The following is a 15,626-nucleotide window of genomic DNA, read 5'->3' as shown; positions in this document are numbered from 1 at the left end:
CCAGAATGGACGCTGGAGGCTCCATGAGCAGCGTTGATGAACCCCAATACATGTCATGGGCCCGTGAGCAGTTCGGTCGACCGGCCCGCGAAGCGCCGACGCCGGAGCCCCGCATCGTGCCGACGGCGGTTGAGCAAGGTCGTCACCCTGTTCTGGCCAGCCTGCCGCTGGAGGTCCGGCTGGCGGTCTATCGCCGAGGCCATCTGCAGGAGGTTCGCGCCGGGGAGCGGCTGAGCGAGGGGTGCGGCGTCCAGTTCGTCCTGACCGGCGCTGTCGGACTTTTCCGGAGAGATGGCAGCGGGGTCTGCCTCAGGCTGGCGGGGCCCGGCTCCATCGTCAACGCCGAGGCCTTGGCCGACGGCGGTGCGCGCAGGGACCGACGCGTCCTCGTTCCGGGGGCTGTGCTATCGCTGCGCGGACCTGACCTGGTGGAGATCATCGGTCGGGCCCGGGCCGATCGACTGCTGATCGATCAGATGCTGGCCGAACAGAGCCTGCAAGATGGAGACATCGCCTGCAATGCGCTGCACCTGGCCCCGGCGCGCCTGGCCCGTTGGTTGCTGCAACTGCACGAGGCGGCGACGGGCGCCGACATCCAGATCACCCAGGCCGAGCTGGCGGCCATGCTCGGCATTCAGCGGACGAGCGTGAACGCCGCCGGAAAGGCGCTGCAGGATCAGGGGGCGGTGCGCTTTGTGCGGGGTCGCGTCCGTATCCTGCGTCCAGAAATCCTGCAGAGGAGTGCGTGCGCCTGCCTTGCGCCCGCGGGGCCTGAAGCGTCGCCAGCGTCGCGCGTCGCAGGCGCGGCCTGATCCGACTCCTTCGGTGGTTGCCAGCGGCGGTGGGTCGGTCGGTTCCAGTCTGTCGTCTGGACCCGCGGAAACACACTGGCGATCCGGTTGTTTCAGTCCGGTGGATCAAACTGACGGGCCTTGAGGTTCGTCAGGCCCCGCTGGCTCGTTCCGGCGGGGCCATTCTTCTTTCCGGCGCACTCTGGCTCTCCCAGAGGCCGGGCCAGCCCATTTTTCTGTACGAGTTCAGACAGGCTCCTGAGCCTTGCCCGGGCGCTTGAAGGAGTCCGTCTCAGCCATCCTCGCTCCGGGATCGTCCTCGCCCGGAGCATCTTCCCCGGGCGCCAGCCCGCCGGCGCGTATCCGAGCGGCTTCGGCGTCGGGATGAGCTTCGGCATGGGGATGGGCGGCGGGATCGGGGTTCAGTCGACGTTCGGGGCACGCCCCCGGATCAGTCACGTCGTAGGCCCCGGGATCGTCAAAGGCGACGCTCCCCACGCCTGCAGCCGAGCCCGCAAAGGCGTGACGACGGGACCGCATCGCGATGTCGGCCGCGTCGCGATCCATCGCAGCCCGGGCGGACGGATCCACAGGACGGTCCATCTGTTCGCCGGCCGTATAGGGTTGCGTCGGCGCCGGGGTGCGAGGCGTCATGAGTCTGCCCCCTCCTGTTGCGCCTTGCCGGCTCGCTCGGCCATGGCCGAGGCCCCGGCGTCGTCCGCTGCGATCTCGGCTTCCGTGTCGTCGTCTGTCTGCGGATCGGGCGCCGGGTCCGTGGGGGCCAGCGCGATGGGATGTTCGTCTGCGGTGTCGGTCATGGTGGTCTCCTTTCCCGGGTAACCGGGCTGGGAGAGCGGGTGTTCCGCACGGCCGCTGATCGCGGCCTGGAAGCCGCGGTGTCGGGAACTTAACATAGGGGCGCCAAACGAACCCGGCCTGTGCGCCAGGGATTGGGGGGTAGCGGCGCAGCGGCGCCCACCCTCCCTGTCCAGGACTGACCCAGATGCCCTATCCCCAATCTCGTGATGTCGAAAGCCGCCGGTCAGGCCGGAACGGAGCGACCCCCGTGTTCGACCCGGCGTTGACCTCGGGCTCCACGGACTCCGAGGCCGGCGGGGAGCCGGCATCGCCCCAGGTCGCGCCTCAGCCGCCCACGCGGATGACGCCGGACCGCAGCGGACCCGGCCTGCGGCTTACGCCCCGCGTCTGGTATCTGGCCGCCCTGCTCGTGGTCGTAGCGCTGGTTATCGCCGGGGCGGCGTCATGGTTCGGAGCCTGACAGGTCGAGACTGCGGGGCGCCGCAACCCCGAGCCAGTTGGCCCCGGGTCGCAATCCGGCTCTCCTATCGGCTCGCGTTCTCGCCGGCGGCCTTCAGCGCCACGTATTTTTCGGTGAGGCTCGTGAGGTTGTCATCGACCCACGCCGCCATGGCTTCTTCCTCGCCGAGGGTTTCGGCCAGCGGGTCCAGGGCGGATGAGAAGCCGCCGTTCCTGGCCAGCACGATGAGGGACTTGTAGCTGGCCACCTCGAAGTTCTCGAAAGCGAAATTGGCGAAGGCGTTCTTGAGAATCTCGTCATCGGCGAAGGCGTGACCCAAGGCCGCCAGATTGCCGGACAGGCTCATGGCCGCGTCCTTGAGGCCCGAGGGATCTTCGTCGAACTGACCCAGGATGGCTTCCAGGCGTTCGATCTGGGTCTCGGTTTCGCCGCGATGCTCGCGAAGCCGGGCCTCGACATCTTCATAGTGCTTCAGTCGGTCCAGTTGGCGATCCATCAGCGCAAGCGCCTGATGCTCCACGGCGTGGGCGTTCTTCAGTCCTGTAATGAACACGGCGCGCAGGACATCGTCAGTCGTCTTGGTCATGGGGTTCTCCTCGTTGGGGGTGTCGATGCAACCTCCCAGCGCGGCCAAGGCTCCTGTGTCCGATATCCGACGCAGCAGCCCTCAGCGACCACAGGGCCGTCGGCCGCCTTGCCCGGGGATCATGGCTGAGGGGGGAGGGCCCGAGAGCGGACGCCTCTCGCTGCGGCCATGCTTCTCTGGATGTCTTGGGACAACGGCTCGCGTGATCCCGGTGAAATGAACGCGACCGGCACGGGGCCCTCGCGTGCGGTTCCGGCTCCGGAGGCCGCCGCCTGATGGCCCGGTCAGACCGCACGGGTCGCGCCGCCATCATCATCCTGCTCCTGGCGGTGGGCTCATGATCGTGATGTGGCTGGCTTGGGACCGCATCGGCGACGGGATCCGGCAGGACGGCATGGAAGCGACGGTGGAGGAAGACAATGCGCCCCCGACGGCGCCGCCGGAGGTGCTGCCGCCGACCACCAATCCCACGGGACAGACGGGCGGCACGCCCGCTGACGAGGCGCCGCCACCCGACGAGCGGCCCGTGTCGAACAACGCGGAGTGACCGGCTGAAGGTGACCCCGATGCAGACGTGATCTGGTCGCGGCTGCGTTGGCGCCGCCCGGACGGCGAGCAGGGACCTGTCCGGGAGCAGGCGGCCTATGGATGGTTTATCCGCGCTCGGCCCACCTCAGCAGCGGGATCAGGGGCACGCCCCACAGGGTGCCGGCCACGGGATAGAAGATCAGGTCGATCCAGAAGCTGTCCGGCAGCGCGTCAGCCACCACGGTCGCCAGCCAGATGTAGAAGGCCAGGAACGCAAGGGTCGCGAAGGCGGCGATGATCCGGCGGGTGCGGGCAGGCAGGGCGGTCATCGCTTGTTCCGGGTCAGAAAATACACCAGCAGCACGATCACCGATCCCGCCATGGCCCAGAGGGTCCAGCCCAGCTCGCCCATGGCGTGGACGCCGAACACCCGCACCGCCAGGAACCAGCCGCATGCCGCGCCGGTCACGGACGCGAGCAGGCAGCGGGCGATGCCGCGTCCGCCGGTCAGCAGGTCGGCGACCCAGCCAAGGGCCAGGGCGCCCGCGACGGCCAGGATGATGTCCAGATACTGCACGTCTCGCTCCGTGGTGGCGGCGACCGCTTGTCGCTGTGCCGATTTGCGACTGGTCCTTACGCCATTCCATGGGCATAGGGGAAACATCGGGCCGCTCGGTCCGGTCTTTGGCTCTTTTAGTGAACGACGGCCGTCCAATGAACCGTTTTTCCGCATGGGATCGCTCGCGTCCGGTGGCGCTCTGGCTGTTCTGCGTGGCCGCCTTGGTGTTCGCCATGGTCGTCGTGGGCGGGATCACCCGCCTGACGGGCTCGGGCCTGTCGATCACGGAATGGAAGCCCATCATGGGCGCGGTCCCGCCGCTCAACGAGGCGGACTGGAACGAGGCCTTCGCGCTGTATCGGGAAATCCCTCAATACCAGCAGGTCAACGCCGGCATGACCCTGGGCGAGTTCAAGGGCATCTTCTGGTGGGAGTGGATCCACCGCCAGCTTGGCCGCCTGATCGGCGTGGCCTTCGCCCTGCCGTTCCTCGTGTTTCTCGCCCTCAAGATGGTTCCCGGCCGTCTGGTGCTGCGCTGCGTGGTGCTGCTTGGGCTGGGCGGGCTGCAGGGGCTGATCGGCTGGTGGATGGTGTCCTCCGGGCTCAGTGAGCGGGTCGATGTGGCGCCCGAGCGTCTCACGGTTCACCTCGGTCTGGCCTTCGTCATCTTCATGGGCCTGATCTGGACGGGGCTGGAGGCCTGGTTCGGCGAGGACCGCACGCGCTCGCCCGCCGGGTGGAGCCGGTTCGCCGCCGCGGTGCTGGGCGTGGTGTTCCTCCAGAGCCTGCTGGGCGGGCTGGTGGCCGGGTCCAAGGCGGGCATGGTCTATACGGACTGGCCGCTGATGAACGGCATGGTCATCGCGCCGGTGAACTGGGGGCAGGGGGCGCTGGCCTTCCTGCACGACCAGGCGCTGGTCCAGTTCAATCACCGGATCATGGCCTATGCGCTGCTGGCGCTGACCACGGTCTATGCGGTGCAAGTGATCCGGGCGAAGCTGGCGCAGGGGGCCGGGGCCTCGGCCTGGGTGCTGCTGGCGCTGGTATGGGCCCAGGCGGTGCTGGGGATCGCCACCCTGGTGCATGCCGTGCCGCTGTCCCTGGGCGTGCTGCACCAGGCGGGCGCCGCGCTGGCGTTGGGCGCGGCGACGGTCAATCTGTGGCTGGTTCGGCGCTCCCAGCCGCGAATGTTCGGTTGATCGACTGGGTATTTTAATACCGTATTTGAAAAGTGCTGCTAAATCAGAAGCATAGATCGAATTGGCGTCGAATAACGCCGTTGACGGATGTCACGCACCCCTCTATTGACCCCGCTTCCGAGCGGCGTCGGTCCCACGATCTGCGTCCGCGACCCGATTTCGCCTCAGGACACCTGATCATGTTGAAGACCACCACGGCTTCCCTGAAGCCGGCCGAGGTCGAGAAGAAGTGGATCCATATCGACGCCGAGGGCGTCGTTGTGGGCCGTCTCGCGACCTTCATCGCCAACCGCCTGCGCGGCAAGCACCGCCCGGACTACACCCCGCACGTTGACTGCGGCGACTATGTCGTCGTGACCAACGTCGACAAGGTGGTGTTCACCGGCAAGAAGTCGACCGACAAGGTCTACTATCGCCACACCGGCCACCCCGGCGGCATCAAGTCCACGACCCCCGAAAAGGTCCTGGGCGGACGCTTCCCCGAGCGCGTGCTGGAAAAGGCCGTCGAGCGCATGCTGCCCAAGGAAAGCCCCCTTGCCCGCAAGCAGATGACGCACCTTCGCCTGTTCGCCGGCGCCGAGCACACCCATCAGGCCCAGTCGCCCGCGACGATCGACTTCAAGTCGGCCTCGCCCAAGAACACCCGGAGCCAGTAATGACCGACGTGACCAACGAAACGACGGCCGCCACCGGCTTTGACGCCCTGAAGGGCATGGGAACCGCCGCGGAAGAGGCCATCATCCGCGAGCCCCAGATCGACGCCCAGGGCCGCGCCTACGCCACCGGCAAGCGCAAGAACGCCATCGCCCGCGTGTGGATCAAGCCCGGCTCGGGCAAGATCACCATCAACGGCCGCGAGCAGGAAGTGTACTTCGCCCGCCCCGTGCTGCGCATGATGATCGTCCAGCCCATGCAGCTGACCGACCGTGAAGGCCAGTTCGACGTGATCGCCACGGTCGAGGGCTCGGGCCTGTCCGGCCAGGCCGGCGCCATCCGCCACGCCATCTCCAAGGCTCTGACCTATTACGAGCCCGACCTGCGCAAGGTGCTGAAGCCCCACGGCCTGCTGACCCGCGACAGCCGCGTGGTCGAGCGCAAGAAGTACGGCCGCGCCAAGGCCCGCCGCAGCTTCCAGTTCTCGAAGCGCTAAGCCGTTCACGCGGTTTGGATTTTGGGGCGCTTCGGGGAGACCCGGGGCGCCCTTTTTCTTTGCTGGATCAATCATGACCCACACCATCTTCATCGACGGCGAGGCCGGGACCACGGGGCTGGAGATCCGGGAGCGGCTGGAGGCGCGCGCGGATCTTGAGCTGCTGCTGCTGGGCGAGCGTCGGCGGGACGTGGCGGCGCGGCGCGAGGCGCTGAACGGGGCCGACGCGGTAATCCTATGCCTGCCCGATGATGCGGCTAAGGAAGCCGTGGCCATGATCGACAATCCGGCGGTGAAGGTGATCGACGCCTCCACGGCGCACCGGACGGCGTTGGGCTGGACCTATGGCTTTCCGGAGATGGACGCGGAGCAGCGGGCGGCGGTGGCGGGATCCACGCGGGTGTCGAACCCCGGCTGCTATCCCACCGGCTTCATCGCCCTGATGCGGCCGCTGGTGAGGGCCGGGCTGGTCCCGGTGGATCATCCCGTCAGCGTCAATGCGGTCAGCGGCTATTCCGGCGGCGGCAAGGCCATGATCGCCGAGTTCGAAGGGGAGGGGGCGGCCACGGCCCACCGCGCCTACGGCCTGACCCTGACCCACAAGCATGTGCCGGAGATGACGCGGCATGCGGGGCTGAGCCGGCCGGTGCTGTTCGCGCCGGCGGTGGGGAACTATCGCCAGGGCATGCTGGTGGAGGTGCCGTTGCACCTCTCGGCCCTGCCCGAGACGCCGTCCATCGAGCGCCTGCACGGGGCGCTGCTGGAGGCCTATGCCGGGGCCCGGTTCGTGGAGGTGGCGGACCTGGAGACGACCGAGGCCATGATCGGCATCGAGCCGGAGGGCCTGAACGGCACCAACCGCCTGCGGCTGCACGTGTTCGGCGACCGGAGCGGCGCCCAGGCGCGGCTGGTCGCCCTGCTGGACAATCTCGGCAAGGGCGCCTCGGGGGCGGCGGTGCAGAACCTGAACCTGATGCTGGGGCTGGACGAGGCGGCGGGCCTTCAATGACCCCGTCATCCTCGGGCTTGTCCCGAGGACCCAATTGTCCGCGTCTGCATGAAGGGGCGGTCGCCTGGCTTGCTAACCTCCCGCCGTTCGTGCTTGTTTCTGGAGTGGGCCCGCGGGACAAGCCCGAGGATGACGGAGGTTCATATGGCTGAGGTTCACGAGGGCTCGTGCCATTGCGGCGCGGTGACCTATGCGGTCGAGACGTCGCTGGACGGGCTGATCGAATGCAACTGCTCGTACTGCTACCGAAAGGGCTTCGTGCTGGCGTTCGCGCCGAAGGCGGCCTTCACCCTGAAGAGCGGTGAGGACCAGCTGGGGGAGTACCGCTTCAACCGGCACAACATCGCGCACATGTTCTGCAAGACCTGCGGGGTGCAGCCGTTCGGGTTCGGGACGGGGCCGGACGGGAGCGAGACGGCGGCGGTCAATGTACGGACCCTGACCGACATCGAACCCTGGTCATGGACCGCCGAGCGGGTGGACGGGCGCAACTTCTGAGCCCATTGATCTGACATGGAATTCCAGGACGACGCCTTTGTGCTGTCGGCCCGCGCGCACGGGGACACCGGCGTGGTGGTCGAGCTGCTGACCGAGCTGCACGGGCGCCATGCGGCCTATGTGGCGGGCGGGGCGTCGCGGCGCATGAAGCCGTTCCTCCAGCCGGGGGCCCGGGTGGTCGCCGACTACCGGGCGCGGACCTCCGAGCATCTGGGGTCGGCGAAGCTTGAGCCGGTGGGCGAGGGACCGGCGTCCCTGTTTGACGATCCGCTGGCGCTGACCGGGCTGAACGCGGCGGCGGCGGTGGCGCAGGGCTCGCTGCCCGAGCGCGAGCCCCATCCGGGGGCGTTCCTGGCCTTAGAGGCCCTGATGGCGTCCTTCGCCTTTCCCGACATCTGGCCCGCCGTGTTCGTGCGCTTCGAGGCCGGGCTGCTGGAGGAGCTGGGCTTCGGCCTGGACCTGTCAAAGTGCGCCTCGACCGGCTCGGCCGACGACCTGATCTGGGTCAGCCCGCGCACGGGCCGGGCGGTCAGCCGCGCGGCCGGTGCGCCCTATGCGGACAAGCTATTGCGTCTCCCGCCCTTCATGCTGGGGGCGCAGGCGGGCCTCAGCGAGGGGGACGTGAAGGCCGGGCTGGACCTGACCGGCCGCTTTCTGGAGACCTTCGTGTTTCACCCCTTCAACAAGCCCCTGCCGCCCGCCCGGGTGTGGATGCTGGACAAGCTGGCCGAGGCGGGGCGGCTGTAGCGCGCCGTTGTGACGCCGACGTCACGGCCGCAGAATTTGCGAGGCCCCGGCGGATCGCTCCGTCGGGGCCTCGTCATGTCTGGTGTCGGGATCAGGCCTCGGGTTCTGCGTCTTCCTCGGGCTCGCTGTCGGCCTCGGCGGTTTCGTCCCCGGCGTCCTCGTTCAGCAGATCGTCTGCGGCGTCGCTGCTCTCTTCGGCCGAAGCTTCGGCATCCGGGGCGGCTTCTTCGACGGCTTGCTCCTCGGCAGGGGGCGGCGCCTGGGTCGTATCCGCATCCTGGGCGAGGGCGGCGCCGGCGATCAGCAGGGAGGCGGCGGAGGTCAGCAGAATGGTCTTCATGTCGAGGTCCTTCAGGTTTGCAGGCCGACGACAGTCGATGAGCAAGAGTCTCGACGTCGCCGTTTCAGCCCTTTGACCCGCCCACGATCAAAGCTGAATCCGGCGAAATATGGGTCAGGCCTAACTATGACGGTTTCAGCGAATACTCAGGAATCTACTTTGGTTATCACGCGAAGGTTACATTCGGTAACGCTGCCGTGATTGATTGTCGCGGGTCGAAAACGCAAGTGTGAAGCAAAAAAGGCCGCTGGCTCGGCCCGCCCAGAAACCGCCCAATTTTCATATTTACAGCGTTAAGTTGGTAAGCCCGCGCGAAAGAGCCCCGGCGGAGGGATTCACCGGGGCTCTTTTTGTCTGCCCTGACCTACCAGTTCCAGGCGTCGTAGATCACCTCGATAATGTAGCCGTCGATCTGGTCGATCAGATAGATGTGGTTGTCCACGTGGACCCACCGGGTGCCGACCGGCGGATAGCCGAGCCCGTAGAAGCGATAGTCGTTCACCTGGTAGCGCCAGAACACGCTGGGCAGATAGTCGCCCTCGGACCAGCGGCGGCCCCAGTGCTGGCGCGGCACCTGATAGTAGCCGTAGGCGGGCGCATAATAGAAGCCGACCCTCAGGCCCGAGTAGCCGCGGAACCAGGTGTGGTCGCGCCACCAATTGTGGTGTTGGCGACGCTGCCAGTCCCGCCGCCACTGATCGCGGTTCCAGCGTTGGCGGAACTCGCGGTAGTCGTTGCGGTCGCGACGGGCTTCACGCCGGTCATCCCGGCGATCGTCACGACGGTCCCAGCGATTGTCACGGTTGTCGTCGCGCCGGTCCCGGCGCCCGTCCGGCCGATCGTCGCGACGGTCCGGGCGGACGTCGGGGCGTGCGTTGGGGTTGGGGCGGCGATCCTGCCGCCGGTCACCGCGATCCTCGCGCCGATCAGGACGCGGGCCGCTGGTCTGGGGGGGCGTCGGTCGGCTATCGGTCCGGGGACGGTCCGGGCGATCCGGACGGTCACCCCGCCGATCCGGGCGATCTTGAGGACTGTCCGGTCGGGCGCCGCCGGTGTGGGGCGGTGTCGGTCTGCTGTCGGTCTGAGGGCGATCAGGCCGGGACGGCCGTTCGCTGCGATCCGGGCGCGCGGGTGTCTCCGTGCGATCCTGGCGATCGTTTCGGCGTTCCTGTCGCGTCTCGCGCCGCTCGGGGTTGACACTCCGTCTCTGGTCCTGACTGGCGTCCGCACCCCGAGTGCGGCGCTCCTGGGCGAAAGCTTCGCTAGCGCTGGCCATGATCGGCACGACGAGCGACGCGATCGCCGTGGCCACGATGAAGCGTTTCATGCTGTTCATCCTCGATCCGCCAGGGTGGCGGCTTTGACTGAAGACTGGGCCGTTCGCCATGAACCTTAACTGAACGTGGTTGTCAGTTATCGCCCTTGTGCCTGTTTCGAAACGAAAAAGCCCCGCCGGGTGGCGGGGCTCCTCTCGATGAGGTGGGATGATCAGTAAACGTTAAGCACGATGTCGGCGATCAGGCCGGTGGCGAGGGCGATCAGGACGATGTCGTTGTTGGCGTGCACCCAGCGATAGCCGCGCGGCGCGGGCCTCAGTCCGTAGAAATAGGGATCCCGCACATGGTAGCTGCGGTAGGCGTAGGGCAGGGAATGGCCTCGCTGCCAGCGGTAGCCGTAGTAGCGCGGCTCGACCCGGTAGTAGCCATAGCTGGGGGCGAAATAGTAGCCGCGACGGGGGCCGCTGTAGCTGCGGAACTCGGGGCGGCCGCGCCACCAGTTGGGATTGCCCCGGTCCCAGCGATCGGCGCGGCGGTCCTGACGGAAGTCCCGGCGGTCATGGCGGTTGTCCTGACGCCAGTCGCGGCGATCATCGCGACGGTCGTCGCGCCACTCGCGGCGGTCCTGACGATTGTCACGGCGGTTATCCCGTCGATCCTCCCGATGGTCCTGACGCCACTCCCGGCGGTCCTGTCGGGACTGGGCCTCGGCGGCGAGGGGGGCGGAAACGGTGATCAGGCCGATGGCGACGGCGGCGGCCTTGGCGAGGGTTTTCATGGCGATCCTCTCGAAGGGGCCGCGACGGAATTCGCGTGAGCGGCCGTTGAACTGTGTCGCCAAGGTCTCGCCATCCACATGAATTCACCCTGAACGGACGGTTCAGGTTAATTCCGCGCGCCTGTTGCGAGGCCGCCTCACCCTTCCCAGATCGAACCGTGACGCTGGAAAGGATCATCATGACCAAGCCCCTGGAACTCTGGTACTGGCCCACGCCCAACGGCTGGAAGGTCTCCATCGCTCTTGAGGAGATGGGCCTGCCCTATGAGGTCAAGCCGGTGAACATCGGCGCGGGCGAGCAGTTCACGCCCGAGTTCCTCGCGATCAGCCCCAACAACCGGATGCCGGCCCTGGTCGATCCCGCAGGGCCGGACGGCAAGCCGCTGTCGATCTTCGAGTCCGGGGCGATCCTGCAGTATCTGGCGAACAAGAGCGGCCAGTTCTATCCGACGGACATCAGGGCCCGGGCCGATGTGGATCAGTGGCTGTTCTGGCAGGTGGGCGGGCTGGGGCCCATGGCGGGCCAGACCCATCATTTCCGCCAGTACGCCCCGGCGTTGATCAAGGACCAGCGCCAGATCGCCTACGGGGTCCGTCGCTACACCGACGAGACCAACCGCCTGTATGGCGTGCTGAACAAGCGGCTGGCTGATCGGGACTATGTGGCCGGGGACTATTCCATCGCCGACATGGCTATCTGGCCGTGGATCCTGCCCGGGCCACAGGGACAGGATCTGGAGGCCTTTCCGCACCTGAAGGCCTGGATGGAGCGTGTCGGCGCGCGGCCTGCGGTCCAGGCGGGCAGGGCGGTCGGAAACGAGCTGCGCGGCGACCTGGGCGCGTCCGGAAAACAGGCCGAGCAGGCCCGCAAGATGCTGTTCGGCCAGCGGGCCCGGTAAACGAGACCTTTCAACCGGATTGATGAGGTCTGAATCGGCCCGGCAGTATTCAGAACTCCTTTACTGAAAAGAGTTTGCGGGCCTTTTCGGCGTTAACTTTAACTTCAATAGCGTCGGTCTTTGATCGTGTCACAGCACGGAGCCAGAACGGCTCCCGCAAGGAGATACGGTGATGATCGCGCAAGAACTCGCGCACGACTGTGAAGCCCACGTGGACGGCGGTCTGCCGCTGCCCACTCCGGACATGGACGGCGACGCCCTGTTCCGGCTGGGTGTGATGTATTCGACCGGGCAGGGCGGCGCGCCCGTCGATCTGGTCAGCGCCCACATGATCTTCAACCTCGCCGCCATGAAGGGCTCTCAGGAAGCCCGCATCTACCGCAAGGAGCTGTCGGCGGAGATGGAGCGCGAGGATCTGGCGGAGGCCCAGCGCGCCGCCCGGCGCTGGATCGATCAGGGCGTGGTCAGCCTGGCCGCTTGAGGCTGCGCCTGAGGCTTGGGTCGATCAGAACTGCGTGTAGGCGCGATTGTTGATCGAATAGCTGAAGCTGACCGGCAGGCTGTCGCGGATCTGGCTGAAGAACACCGCGAGCTCCGCGAGGGTGGTGCGGGGCACGTACAGGATGTCGGACCGCCGCAGGGCCACGGCCGTGGTGCGCGGTCCGCTGAGGTCCACCACCCGCATCATGCGCACATTGCCCGGTCCCCGCCGGATCAGCGCCACCTGTGACCGCCGCGCCGTAGGCAGGAAGCCGCCGGCCATGATCACGGCCTGCCAGGCCTCGATGTCGCCGGGCATGTCATAGACGCCGGGGGTCCGGACCTCGCCGTCCACCCACACCTTGAGCGGCCCGGCCTGGGTGAGGGTGACCTCCACCATCGGATGACGCAGCTGGCTGGCGTAGGCCGTGGCCAGCGCCGACTCCAGTTCGGGCAGGGAGCGGTCGGCCGCCATCACCTGCCCCACCAGCGGCATGGAGATGCGACCGTCGGGGCCCACGCGCACCGCGCGGTTCAGCTCGGGCGCCGTGGGCGTCTGGATGTCCAGTTCATCGCCGGGATAGATCAGATACTCCGGCTCGGCGTCGGTCCAGTCGGCAAAGGCGATGTCGGGGAAGTCGGGCGTCTGCGCAGAGCGACCCAGACCCGCGCCGCCGGAACAGCCCGCCAGGGCGCCGGTGGAGGCCAGGGCGATCAGAAGATGGCGGCGATCCATGGACATCAACGACTCGTGCGGCGGCTTCGGGCGTCAGGCTGGCCCCCCAATCGTAACCGATGGTTAACGCGGAACGGCGAACTGTGGACCTGTTAACCCTGTTTGCTGGGATTCGCCGTTCATGCGCACGTCCGCCTATCTGTCGACCCGCCCGCGCTATGGGTTGCTGGACCTGGCGGCCCTGCTGTTCCGCGAGCTTTGGATCATGGTCGCCGTGTTTCTGGCGATCTGCATCCTGGGCCTGATCCTGATCCTGACCACGGTCAACAAGACCTACACGGCCCGGGCCGGGATCGTCGCCACGGTGGGGCAGGAGTACGTCTATCAGCCGACCGTGGGGACCGAGCGCAACAGCACCAATGTGCCCCAGGTCAACGAGATCGCCCAGGCCGAGGCGGCGATCCTGAACAGCAGCGAGCTGAAACGCCGGGTCATTCAGGCTGTCGGCGTGGAGACCGTGCTGGGCGAGCGGGCGGCGTCCCGGGCGGCCAGCGCCGAGGCGGCGGAGCGGAGCGCGCTGCGCACCATGATCCGCGACCTGAACGTCTCCACGGCGCCGCTCAGCGGAGTCATCCAGCTGAGCTATGAGGCGCGCGACGCGGACACGGCGGCGGCGGTGCTCAACGGCATGCTGGACCAGTACCTGATCTATCGCCGCGAGGTGTTCCAGGACCGCATGACGCCGGCTCTGCAGGAGCAGCGGGAGGTGTTCGAGGACGAGCTGATGGACGCCGACAGCGCCTATGAAGCCTTCCTGCGCACCAATGCCATCGGCGACTTCAACACGGCGCGCGCGAGCCTGGGCGCGTCCTACCAGACCGTCTTCGCCGAGCGGCTGGGGGTGGACGCCCAACTGGCCCAGGTGTCGAACCGGCTGGCCCGGCTGAGGCTGGAGCTGGGCTCGGTGCCGGCCGAGATCGTGCTGAACCAGCAGCTGAACGTGGCGGCCCAGGATCAGGTGCTGCTGCTGCGGACCGAACGGGAAAACCTGCTGGCCCGCTATCAGCCCGACGCCCAGCCGGTGCGCGACATCGAGGAGCGCATCGCCCAGATGCAGGCCTTCGTGAACACCGGCACCGCCGTGGGGCCGCGCGAGGTGCAGACCGGGCCGAACCCCATCTGGGTGTCGCTGGACACCGAGCGGATCCAGCTAACCGCCGAGCGCGACTCGCTGATCGGGCGCCGCTCGGTGCTGGAGGCCCAGCTGAACGACCTGCGCAACCGCCAGTCCCGCCTGACCGAGCTGGAATCCCGCAACGCCACCCTGTCGGCGGACCGGGAGGTGCTGACCAGCAACATCCGCGAGTTCGCCCTGCGCGAAAGCCAGAGCCGCGCGGCCACCTCGCTGGCCCAGAGCGGGGCCGACAACATCCGCATCGTGGAGCGCGCCTCGCCGCCCACGCGCGGGACCAGCCTGCGCATGCCCGGCATGCTGCTGGTGATCCTGTTCGCCGGCTTCACGGCCCTGTGCGTCGGGCTGATCCGCATCTTCCTGAGGCCCGGCTTCACCACGCCGGCGTCGGCGGGGCGGACGCTGGAGCTGCCGGTGCTGGCGGTGGCCCCCATGAAGGCCCGCTGAGTTCATCCGTTCCCCTGAGAGCCTGATCGGTTGAGGTGGAATCGCTTCGCGATTCCGCCGATGCCGTGAATCAGGCTCCCAGTTTAAATTGGACCGAAATCTGAGCCTGGTTGGACTGCGTCCAACCAGGCCGATTTCGGTCGGGGGTTGTGATAGCTTCGGCCAAACAGGTGCGCGTAACGATTCGATGGTCGACCTCACTGCGGAAATGGCGGGACTTTGGGCGGCGCTGGGTCCGGCGTCGGGCCATCGCGGCCGCGTCATCCAGTTCGTGGCCGCCAACCACGGGGAGGGGACCTCCACCGTGGCGCGCGAGTTCGCCCGCCTGGCCGCCGTGCGGGCCCGCCGCCCGGTCTGGCTGGTTGACGCCGACCTCAACGCCCAGCAGCAACTGGAGGCCGTGGGCGCCCAGCCGGACCGCTTCGGCAAGCTGGGCAAGACCGCCTACGCCTCGCCCGACGGGTCGTGCTTCTTCACCGTGTCCCCGCGGCTGACGGCCAAGGACGGACGCCCGGTGGCGCCGGCCCGGCTGCTGATCGCCCAGCCGTGTCTGGGCGGCCGGCTGTGGATCACCCGGTTCCGGGGCGAGGTGCTGAAGTCCGGCCAGCGGGTCGAGGCCCTGCATGACGCCGCCTACTGGGACGCCCTGCGCAAGCACGCCGAGACCGTGGTGGTGGACGCCCCGTCCGCCGACCGCTCGGACATGGCCGTGAACCTCGCCCCCTATGTGGACGCCACCGTTCTGGTGGTCGCCGCCGAGACCACCCGGGCGTCGGAGCCCATCGCCCTGCGCGACGAGATCGAGGCGGTCGGCGGCCGCATCGCCGGGGTGGTCATGAACCGCTCCACCTACCAGCCGCCCGGGTTCCTGAAGAAGGTGCTGGGTTAGACTGCCGAGCCGAAAAAGAGTGCAATTGGAGTGCAACGGCGGCGGAATTATTCAAGAAAAACAGTCGTGACCTTGCACTTGTCATCCCGGCCGAAGCGAAGCGGAGAGCCGGGACGGGCCGCAGTCCATGATCTCCCGCCCGGACACCCGCAGGGCTGGGCCGGGCGACTGGTGGTGGTTTTCCAGCCCTTGGTCCGGATCGTCGCGTTGCGCCGTCCGGGCCTCCTGGAGGACGATTGGCCGTCCCGTCCCGGATAGCGCCTGCGGCGCTTCCGGGATGACAAGGAGGGCCGTTGTCGGGG

The 15,626-nt window shown here is 67.7% G+C and carries 22 protein-coding genes; 13 read left to right on the top strand and 9 right to left on the bottom strand.

The window, feature by feature from the left end:
- The first annotated feature begins 50 nt into the window (after positions 1-50).
- Positions 51-812, top strand: a complete 762-nt coding sequence (locus ACK4SE_RS07360; protein WP_409690583.1) for a Crp/Fnr family transcriptional regulator — start codon at positions 51-53, stop codon at positions 810-812.
- A 225-nt stretch (positions 813-1,037) separates the two neighbouring features.
- Here ACK4SE_RS07360 and ACK4SE_RS07355 read toward each other — a convergent pair whose 3' ends face one another.
- Entirely contained in the window at positions 1,038-1,445 is a 408-nt protein-coding gene (locus tag ACK4SE_RS07355) for a hypothetical protein (RefSeq protein ID WP_409690580.1), read from the bottom strand.
- The gene (locus ACK4SE_RS07350) at positions 1,442-1,609 is read right to left on the bottom strand and encodes a hypothetical protein (protein ID WP_409690578.1); all 168 of its coding nucleotides are present in this window, start codon (positions 1,607-1,609) and stop codon (positions 1,442-1,444) included. The genes ACK4SE_RS07355 and ACK4SE_RS07350 overlap by 4 nt, the downstream gene beginning before the upstream one ends.
- A 248-nt stretch (positions 1,610-1,857) precedes the next feature.
- Between ACK4SE_RS07350 and ACK4SE_RS07345 the strand changes: the two genes are divergently transcribed.
- A complete protein-coding gene (locus ACK4SE_RS07345) occupies positions 1,858-2,070 on the top strand; it encodes a hypothetical protein (protein WP_409690576.1) in 213 nt (70 codons plus the stop codon).
- Between the two features lie 64 nt (positions 2,071-2,134).
- Here ACK4SE_RS07345 and ACK4SE_RS07340 read toward each other — a convergent pair whose 3' ends face one another.
- The gene (locus ACK4SE_RS07340; RefSeq protein ID WP_409690573.1) at positions 2,135-2,656 is read right to left on the bottom strand and encodes a ferritin-like domain-containing protein; all 522 of its coding nucleotides are present in this window, start codon (positions 2,654-2,656) and stop codon (positions 2,135-2,137) included.
- Positions 2,657-2,993: 337 nt separating this feature from the next.
- Here ACK4SE_RS07340 and ACK4SE_RS07335 point away from each other — a divergent pair, with 337 nt between their 5' ends.
- A complete protein-coding gene (locus ACK4SE_RS07335; protein ID WP_409690572.1) occupies positions 2,994-3,203 on the top strand; it encodes a hypothetical protein in 210 nt (69 codons plus the stop codon).
- Between the two features lie 106 nt (positions 3,204-3,309).
- On the opposite strand, the gene ACK4SE_RS07330 is transcribed toward ACK4SE_RS07335, so the two are convergent.
- Positions 3,310-3,513: a DUF2842 domain-containing protein gene (locus tag ACK4SE_RS07330; RefSeq protein WP_409690569.1), complete on the bottom strand. Its 204-nt coding sequence runs from the start codon at positions 3,511-3,513 to the stop codon at positions 3,310-3,312.
- Entirely contained in the window at positions 3,510-3,761 is a 252-nt protein-coding gene (locus ACK4SE_RS07325; protein ID WP_409690567.1) for a transglycosylase, read from the bottom strand. The genes ACK4SE_RS07330 and ACK4SE_RS07325 overlap by 4 nt, the downstream gene beginning before the upstream one ends.
- 137 nt (positions 3,762-3,898) lie before the next feature.
- Here ACK4SE_RS07325 and ACK4SE_RS07320 point away from each other — a divergent pair, with 137 nt between their 5' ends.
- The 6 genes from ACK4SE_RS07320 to recO all read left to right on the top strand — a co-directional run bounded on the left by ACK4SE_RS07320 (position 3,899) and on the right by recO (position 8,346).
- Complete coding sequence (locus tag ACK4SE_RS07320; protein ID WP_409690564.1) at positions 3,899-4,942, top strand: COX15/CtaA family protein; 1,044 nt, start codon at positions 3,899-3,901, stop codon at positions 4,940-4,942.
- A gap of 182 nt (positions 4,943-5,124) precedes the next feature.
- On the top strand, positions 5,125-5,598 hold the full coding sequence (gene rplM, locus ACK4SE_RS07315; RefSeq protein ID WP_409690790.1) for a 50S ribosomal protein L13: 474 nt from the start codon (positions 5,125-5,127) through the stop codon (positions 5,596-5,598).
- Positions 5,598-6,092 carry a 30S ribosomal protein S9 gene (rpsI, locus tag ACK4SE_RS07310; protein ID WP_409690562.1) on the top strand — a complete coding sequence of 165 codons (495 nt, stop codon included), beginning with the start codon at positions 5,598-5,600 and terminating at the stop codon, positions 6,090-6,092. Before rplM ends, rpsI begins: the two co-directional genes overlap by 1 nt.
- Positions 6,093-6,165: 73 nt before the next feature.
- Positions 6,166-7,101: an N-acetyl-gamma-glutamyl-phosphate reductase gene (gene argC, locus ACK4SE_RS07305; RefSeq protein WP_409690558.1), complete on the top strand. Its 936-nt coding sequence runs from the start codon at positions 6,166-6,168 to the stop codon at positions 7,099-7,101.
- Between the two features lie 144 nt (positions 7,102-7,245).
- On the top strand, positions 7,246-7,599 hold the full coding sequence (locus ACK4SE_RS07300) for a GFA family protein (RefSeq protein ID WP_409690556.1): 354 nt from the start codon (positions 7,246-7,248) through the stop codon (positions 7,597-7,599).
- A gap of 15 nt (positions 7,600-7,614) precedes the next feature.
- Positions 7,615-8,346: a DNA repair protein RecO gene (recO, locus tag ACK4SE_RS07295; protein ID WP_409690554.1), complete on the top strand. Its 732-nt coding sequence runs from the start codon at positions 7,615-7,617 to the stop codon at positions 8,344-8,346.
- Between the two features lie 91 nt (positions 8,347-8,437).
- Here recO and ACK4SE_RS07290 read toward each other — a convergent pair whose 3' ends face one another.
- From ACK4SE_RS07290 to ACK4SE_RS07280, 3 genes are all read right to left on the bottom strand, one after another.
- Positions 8,438-8,686, bottom strand: coding sequence for a hypothetical protein (locus tag ACK4SE_RS07290; RefSeq protein WP_409690551.1), 249 nt, complete (start codon positions 8,684-8,686; stop codon positions 8,438-8,440).
- A 364-nt stretch (positions 8,687-9,050) separates the two neighbouring features.
- On the bottom strand, positions 9,051-10,013 hold the full coding sequence (locus ACK4SE_RS07285; protein WP_409690548.1) for an RcnB family protein: 963 nt from the start codon (positions 10,011-10,013) through the stop codon (positions 9,051-9,053).
- Positions 10,014-10,174: 161 nt separating this feature from the next.
- Positions 10,175-10,741 carry an RcnB family protein gene (locus tag ACK4SE_RS07280; RefSeq protein WP_409690546.1) on the bottom strand — a complete coding sequence of 189 codons (567 nt, stop codon included), beginning with the start codon at positions 10,739-10,741 and terminating at the stop codon, positions 10,175-10,177.
- 179 nt (positions 10,742-10,920) lie between these two features.
- Between ACK4SE_RS07280 and ACK4SE_RS07275 the strand changes: the two genes are divergently transcribed.
- The gene (locus ACK4SE_RS07275; RefSeq protein ID WP_409690544.1) at positions 10,921-11,640 is read left to right on the top strand and encodes a glutathione S-transferase family protein; all 720 of its coding nucleotides are present in this window, start codon (positions 10,921-10,923) and stop codon (positions 11,638-11,640) included.
- Positions 11,641-11,812: 172 nt separating this feature from the next.
- Complete coding sequence (locus ACK4SE_RS07270) at positions 11,813-12,121, top strand: SEL1-like repeat protein (protein ID WP_409690542.1); 309 nt, start codon at positions 11,813-11,815, stop codon at positions 12,119-12,121.
- A gap of 24 nt (positions 12,122-12,145) precedes the next feature.
- On the opposite strand, the gene ACK4SE_RS07265 is transcribed toward ACK4SE_RS07270, so the two are convergent.
- Entirely contained in the window at positions 12,146-12,862 is a 717-nt protein-coding gene (locus ACK4SE_RS07265; protein WP_409690541.1) for a polysaccharide biosynthesis/export family protein, read from the bottom strand.
- 115 nt (positions 12,863-12,977) lie between these two features.
- Between ACK4SE_RS07265 and ACK4SE_RS07260 the strand changes: the two genes are divergently transcribed.
- Together ACK4SE_RS07260 and ACK4SE_RS07255 are read left to right on the top strand one after the other, a co-directional pair.
- Complete coding sequence (locus tag ACK4SE_RS07260) at positions 12,978-14,435, top strand: GumC family protein (protein ID WP_409690538.1); 1,458 nt, start codon at positions 12,978-12,980, stop codon at positions 14,433-14,435.
- 187 nt (positions 14,436-14,622) lie between these two features.
- A complete protein-coding gene (locus tag ACK4SE_RS07255) occupies positions 14,623-15,324 on the top strand; it encodes a hfsB (RefSeq protein WP_409690536.1) in 702 nt (233 codons plus the stop codon).
- Positions 15,325-15,626 lie beyond the last annotated feature (302 nt).

This window comes from Brevundimonas sp., from assembly GCF_046293315.1.
Taxonomy (GTDB): domain Bacteria; phylum Pseudomonadota; class Alphaproteobacteria; order Caulobacterales; family Caulobacteraceae; genus Brevundimonas.
This window is presented reverse-complemented; position numbering and strand designations above follow the sequence as displayed.

Excerpts from the sequence above, each read along its gene's own strand:
- ACK4SE_RS07255 (WP_409690536.1), top strand. The coding sequence starts at position 14,623 with ATGGTCGACCTCACTGCGGAAATGGCGGGACTTTGGGCGGCGCTGGGT.
- ACK4SE_RS07290 (WP_409690551.1), bottom strand. The coding sequence starts at position 8,686 with ATGAAGACCATTCTGCTGACCTCCGCCGCCTCCCTGCTGATCGCCGGC.
- ACK4SE_RS07320 (WP_409690564.1), top strand. The coding sequence starts at position 3,899 with ATGAACCGTTTTTCCGCATGGGATCGCTCGCGTCCGGTGGCGCTCTGG.
- recO (WP_409690554.1), top strand. The coding sequence starts at position 7,615 with ATGGAATTCCAGGACGACGCCTTTGTGCTGTCGGCCCGCGCGCACGGG.
- ACK4SE_RS07335 (WP_409690572.1), top strand. The coding sequence starts at position 2,994 with ATGATCGTGATGTGGCTGGCTTGGGACCGCATCGGCGACGGGATCCGG.
- ACK4SE_RS07280 (WP_409690546.1), bottom strand. The coding sequence starts at position 10,741 with ATGAAAACCCTCGCCAAGGCCGCCGCCGTCGCCATCGGCCTGATCACC.
- ACK4SE_RS07270 (WP_409690542.1), top strand. The coding sequence starts at position 11,813 with ATGATCGCGCAAGAACTCGCGCACGACTGTGAAGCCCACGTGGACGGC.
- ACK4SE_RS07340 (WP_409690573.1), bottom strand. The coding sequence starts at position 2,656 with ATGACCAAGACGACTGACGATGTCCTGCGCGCCGTGTTCATTACAGGA.
- ACK4SE_RS07285 (WP_409690548.1), bottom strand. The coding sequence starts at position 10,013 with ATGAAACGCTTCATCGTGGCCACGGCGATCGCGTCGCTCGTCGTGCCG.
- ACK4SE_RS07360 (WP_409690583.1), top strand. The coding sequence starts at position 51 with ATGTCATGGGCCCGTGAGCAGTTCGGTCGACCGGCCCGCGAAGCGCCG.
- ACK4SE_RS07330 (WP_409690569.1), bottom strand. The coding sequence starts at position 3,513 with ATGACCGCCCTGCCTGCCCGCACCCGCCGGATCATCGCCGCCTTCGCG.
- rpsI (WP_409690562.1), top strand. The coding sequence starts at position 5,598 with ATGACCGACGTGACCAACGAAACGACGGCCGCCACCGGCTTTGACGCC.
- ACK4SE_RS07350 (WP_409690578.1), bottom strand. The coding sequence starts at position 1,609 with ATGACCGACACCGCAGACGAACATCCCATCGCGCTGGCCCCCACGGAC.
- ACK4SE_RS07265 (WP_409690541.1), bottom strand. The coding sequence starts at position 12,862 with ATGTCCATGGATCGCCGCCATCTTCTGATCGCCCTGGCCTCCACCGGC.
- argC (WP_409690558.1), top strand. The coding sequence starts at position 6,166 with ATGACCCACACCATCTTCATCGACGGCGAGGCCGGGACCACGGGGCTG.
- ACK4SE_RS07260 (WP_409690538.1), top strand. The coding sequence starts at position 12,978 with ATGCGCACGTCCGCCTATCTGTCGACCCGCCCGCGCTATGGGTTGCTG.
- ACK4SE_RS07300 (WP_409690556.1), top strand. The coding sequence starts at position 7,246 with ATGGCTGAGGTTCACGAGGGCTCGTGCCATTGCGGCGCGGTGACCTAT.
- ACK4SE_RS07355 (WP_409690580.1), bottom strand. The coding sequence starts at position 1,445 with ATGACGCCTCGCACCCCGGCGCCGACGCAACCCTATACGGCCGGCGAA.
- ACK4SE_RS07275 (WP_409690544.1), top strand. The coding sequence starts at position 10,921 with ATGACCAAGCCCCTGGAACTCTGGTACTGGCCCACGCCCAACGGCTGG.